The organism is Alteromonas sp. AO-Serp, from assembly GCF_017849675.1.
GTDB classification, from domain to species: domain Bacteria; phylum Pseudomonadota; class Gammaproteobacteria; order Enterobacterales; family Alteromonadaceae; genus Alteromonas; species Alteromonas macleodii.
Genome location: NZ_JAFLMX010000146.1, coordinates 1 through 4,698 on the forward strand (window position 1 = coordinate 1; position 4,698 = coordinate 4,698).

General features: G+C 45.7%; 5 protein-coding genes. 3 read left to right on the forward strand and 2 right to left on the reverse strand.

What is annotated here, in order from left to right; genetic code table 11:
* A partial coding sequence (locus QVA83_RS10510; protein WP_287498452.1) for a M16 family metallopeptidase occupies window positions 1-631 on the reverse strand: 631 nt, incomplete at its 3' end.
* Between the two features lie 337 nt (window positions 632-968).
* Here QVA83_RS10510 and QVA83_RS10515 point away from each other — a divergent pair.
* The 3 genes from QVA83_RS10515 (at window position 969) to QVA83_RS10525 (ending at window position 3,321) form a co-directional block, all read left to right on the forward strand.
* Window positions 969-1,535 (forward strand): Hpt domain-containing protein, encoded by a 567-nt coding sequence (locus tag QVA83_RS10515; RefSeq protein ID WP_014948751.1) that lies wholly within the window; start codon window positions 969-971, stop codon window positions 1,533-1,535.
* Window positions 1,535-2,287 carry a pseudouridine synthase gene (locus tag QVA83_RS10520; RefSeq protein ID WP_061485140.1) on the forward strand — a complete coding sequence of 251 codons (753 nt, stop codon included), beginning with the start codon at window positions 1,535-1,537 and terminating at the stop codon, window positions 2,285-2,287. The genes QVA83_RS10515 and QVA83_RS10520 overlap by 1 nt, the downstream gene beginning before the upstream one ends.
* A 92-nt stretch (window positions 2,288-2,379) precedes the next feature.
* Entirely contained in the window at window positions 2,380-3,321 is a 942-nt protein-coding gene (locus tag QVA83_RS10525; RefSeq protein WP_156078072.1) for a ketopantoate reductase family protein, read from the forward strand.
* 40 nt (window positions 3,322-3,361) lie between these two features.
* Here QVA83_RS10525 and lysS read toward each other — a convergent pair.
* On the reverse strand, window positions 3,362-4,698 hold a 1,337-nt coding region (lysS, locus tag QVA83_RS10530; RefSeq protein WP_287498453.1), incomplete at its 5' end, for a lysine--tRNA ligase.

Genomic DNA, 4,698 nt, shown 5'->3' on the forward strand with positions numbered 1-4,698 from the left:
CTACATAGCCGATAGTCATCAACGAGTATGGATGCCCTTCAGGATATAGCGCTTCACCATTAAGCTCGAAACGCAATCCATACGGCTGATTGTCCACACGCTGCGCACGCTCGTTTTTAACCGTTTCTCTTTGGTTTTCAAACTTAGTTTGGTCTACGGCTTCTAACAGATAGCCCATTCTGTCAGATTCTAGCCAAAGGACTTTCTCCAATTGGTTAGCCGGTACGGTTTCAAAATAGTTTGTGCGATCGGTATTGGTTGTGCCGTTTAAGTTACCGCCCGATTCCGTAATAACCTTAAAATGCTGCTCATCGGCAACGTGTTTTGAGCCTTGAAACATCATGTGCTCAAAAAAGTGAGCAAAACCCGATTTACCTACCTCTTCTCGCGCAGAGCCAACGTGATAGGTAACGTCAACATGAACCAGTGGATCAGAATGGTCTTCGTGGAGAATGACGGTAAGTCCGTTTTCTAATGTGTACTTTTCGTAAGGAATAGACACGGTGTTCGACGAATCAGCTACGGTGTTTAGTTGGTTATTCGTCTTCTCTTCCTGTACGTGCTGACACGCTGTTACTGCAATGACGCCTATGGTCATAACGAAGGTACGTAGGGTCAGTTTTCCTGACATGATGATTCCTTTTAAATTACTACACATTCTTCACTCTGCCTTTTCACTCTATATTCACTGAGTGGTACTTGGCTTATTGGGTGAAAACAGAGGTTGCTATCTCTATAGCGCAAGCGAATTTTCGAAGACTACCAGACTTTTTAGCGCTTTACTTGCTTCGACTTTGCTATGATTGTATTAATTTGTGTATTTCTGAAATACACTTACACTTCATAGTCTTTTGTAAAATAGGCTTTAGCCAGTTGAATTCGCTAAGTGGTACGAATGAACTGACAAACGGTTTCCATTTGGAATAGAAATAGCCCAATAGAAGTTGCGAAATAAAAAGGATAGTTGCATGGATCAGTCAACAACAGTAGTCGATATTGATTTTGGAATGTCACAGCTAAGTGGAAACAAAAAACTGTTGTTCACCCTACTTGGTAAGTTTACAGACGAATACCGTTCTCTTGATGCTGACTTGCAGGCGCATGTTGCTAAGGGCGATTTTAATGAGGCTTACTCTCTTGTTCACACACTAAAAGGCGTGACAGGAAACCTAGGGCTTTTTGCTTTGCACAATGCGAGCAAGCCTGTAGAAAGCGGCTTTAGAAACGACAAACGCGTTGCTGAACAATACCCTGCTTTTATCGCAGTACTAGATGAAACCATTGCTGCGGTTGATGCGTTGATCAAAGAGCCAGAAGTCACAGCTTCTGCCCCGGCACCGGCGAATGGAGCAGCAGCTGAGCAAGCGCGAAAACAGTTAATGACAGCGCTGAAAGCGAGCGAGTTTATCGCCCAGGACAAACTGGATGAATGGCTAGATGCCCTTGCCCTACCACAAGAAAAGCGCTCGGCTATTATCGATGCGGTAGACGAACTTGACTATGAAGAAGCCATTTCAGAGTTAGAAAATAGCTAGTGCAGCCGATCCCCGTTCTCTTTGAAAATACAGACCTCATTATTGTTAACAAGCCTATTGGCATTGCTATGCACGATGCCACTAATGAGGCAGATGTTAGAGAAAATATTGCCGAAAACGGCGAACCAGAAAAAATAGACGGCATTGTCACCCGATTAAAAAAGCAGTTAGCCGTAACAGAACTGCATCTTTGCCACCGCTTAGATACGGGCACGTCGGGCTGCTTGTGTCTTGCTAAAAATGCAGCTGTAGCCGGAGAAATTGGCGAGCTTTTCTCATCACGACGTGTGAGCAAATACTACTTGGCGCTAAGTGATCACAAGCCTAAAAAGAAACAAGGCATGATAATGGGCGATATGAAAAATCGTCGAGGCGGCCAGCGGATTTTGCTAAAAACCACAGAAAACCCGGCTATCACTCAGTTTTTCAGTAGCGCGGCTAAGCCCGGTACCCGAGGGTTTATCGTTAAGCCTCACTCGGGGAAAACCCATCAAATTCGTGTTGCGCTTAAAAGCATTGGCGCACCTATTTTGGGTGATACACTTTATGGGGGTGAGGCATCAGACAGGCTGTATCTTCATGCATGGCATTTACAGCTTCCTTTATCTTCTGGTGAATTAGCAGTTACTGCACCTTTCGATAAAGGTGAAGTCATAAACGAAGCCGATGTGCAGACTTGGTACAACGGGCTTAATGCGCCTGAGACTTATCCATGGCCTTCCCTGCCCGCACGCTTTCTGCCGGCGTGCTAGGGGAAAACGCGAACGGCCTAATAGGTGCTAACCTAATAGGTGCTAATAGTCATAAGAAAATAGAAGCTACTTTGAATGTTTAATAGGTGCTAATGGGTAAACTACATATAGTTGGCGGCGGTGCCATAGGAAGCCTCATTGCTGCAAGCTCCCAGAAAAATGGCGTGCCGTATGACTGCTACCCCAGAGACATGAAAACCATGCCCTCTTGCGCACACTGGCAAAACGGCCAAACCACTGCGCTAAAACCTGCGAAGCCTTCACCTATCGTGTTACCTAAAAGTGATGTGCTGATAATCCCCTTAAAAGTATATCAACTTAAAGCAGCCCTATTGCAATGGCTTCCCTATCTCACACAACAACCTACCGTTGTGCTGCTTCACAACGGTATGGGCGGACTTGAGATCGCAAGAGATTTACTAGGCGGCGATTATCCGTTGCTTCTTGCTACAACCAGTCATGGCGCGTTAAAAGTAAGCGCGTCGAGCGGCGATTTTCATGTTAAGTATACTGGCGTTGGCGCAACGCAAATTGGCGCGCCTAATGTAGATAAGCCATCACCTCAAACATTGGCCGCCCTCTCACAAATAGCGCCACAGCTAGCCAGCGCAATTGCGACGTTAGATAACGCACTTCCGCCGGTGCAATACCAAAATAATATTCTAAGAGCATTGTGGACGAAGCTTTCCGTTAATGTTGTGATTAACCCACTAACGGCGCTTCACAATATCCAAAATAAGCACATTGCTAAGCCTGAATTTGAACAAAGCCGTATTTCAATTTGCAATGAGTTTACTCAGGTAGCGGATGCTTACGGGCTAGATTTTGATGCACTGTCAGTTCATGAAAATGTGCTGTCTGTAGCCAAGGCGACCGGAGAAAACTACTCAAGTATGCATCAGGATGTTGCTCACGGTAGACAAACAGAAATAGACGCCATCAACGGTTACATTGTAGATATGGCAACAAAAAAGGGTATTCCCGTTCCCGAGAATACCCTTTTAGTAGAGCGTGTTAAGGCGCTGAAGCTTTAACAGCGCCGAGCACCTAAATCACGCAATTTAAGGATTAAGATTATTCTTGTTCACCCGCTTCTTGCGCGTCTTTTGGCGCCTGAGGCTTCATGTGTGGGAACAAGATAACATCTTTAATTGTTGAGCTATCAGTAAATAGCATAGCTAGACGGTCAATCCCGATACCTTCACCCGCCGTTGGCGGCAAGCCATATTCAAGGGCGCGAATATAATCGTCGTCAAAGTGCATGGCTTCATCGTCGCCAGCGTCTTTCTCTTCAACCTGCTTTGCAAAACGTTCCGCCTGATCTTCTGGGTCGTTAAGCTCGCTAAAGCCATTCGCTAATTCACGTCCACCTACAAAGAACTCGAAGCGGTCGGTAATGAATGGGTTGTTGTCGTTACGGCGCGCAAGCGGCGATACTTCCCACGGATATTCTGTAATGAACGTAGGTTGAATAAGCTTCTCTTCCGCGGTTGCTTCGAAGATTTCGCAAAGGTACTTACCCGCACCCCAAATGCCGTCAACTTCAGGCTCTTTAATGTGAAGCTGTTTTGCCATTGCTTTAAGCGCGTCAAGATTCGCCTCTGGGTCGCGGATAGCTTCCTCGTTAGCTTCTGGCCAGTACTTAAGAATAGCTTCGCCCATACTTAAGCGGTCAAACGGCTTACCAAAATCGTATTCAACTTCAGACGTTACGTTACCTTCAGCGTCTTTAGTTGTGTTTTTGATAATGCTTGTACCAAGAATATCTTCTGCCAGCGTGCGCAGCATATCTTCGGTAAGGTTCATCAGGTCGTTGTAGTCTGCATACGCTTGATAGAACTCAAGCATAGTAAACTCTGGGTTGTGACGGGTTGATAAGCCTTCATTACGGAAGTTACGGTTAATTTCGAACACACGCTCAAAACCACCAACCACTAGGCGCTTAAGATAAAGCTCTGGTGCAATACGCAGGTACATATCGATGTCTAACGCATTGTGGTGAGTCACAAACGGCTTCGCCGTCGCGCCGCCAGGAATAACCTGAAGCATCGGTGTTTCTACTTCAAGGTAGTCACGTTCGGTAAGATAATTGCGAATACCGTTTACGATCTTGCTACGGATCATGAACGTTTTGCGCGTTTGTTCACTTGTGATCAAATCAACGTAGCGCTGGCGATATTTCGTTTCTTGGTCACTCAAACCGTGGAATTTTTCTGGCAATGGACGAAGTGCTTTGGTTAGCAACTCGTATTGCTCCATGTTCACGTAAAGATCGCCTTTACCTGACTTATGCAGGTCACCCGCCACGCCAATAATGTCGCCAATATCTAGTGCGCCATATTTTGCTTTAAGGACTTTTTGCGTGTCTTTATCTGCATATGCCTGAATACGGCCAGTCATATCTTGAAGCA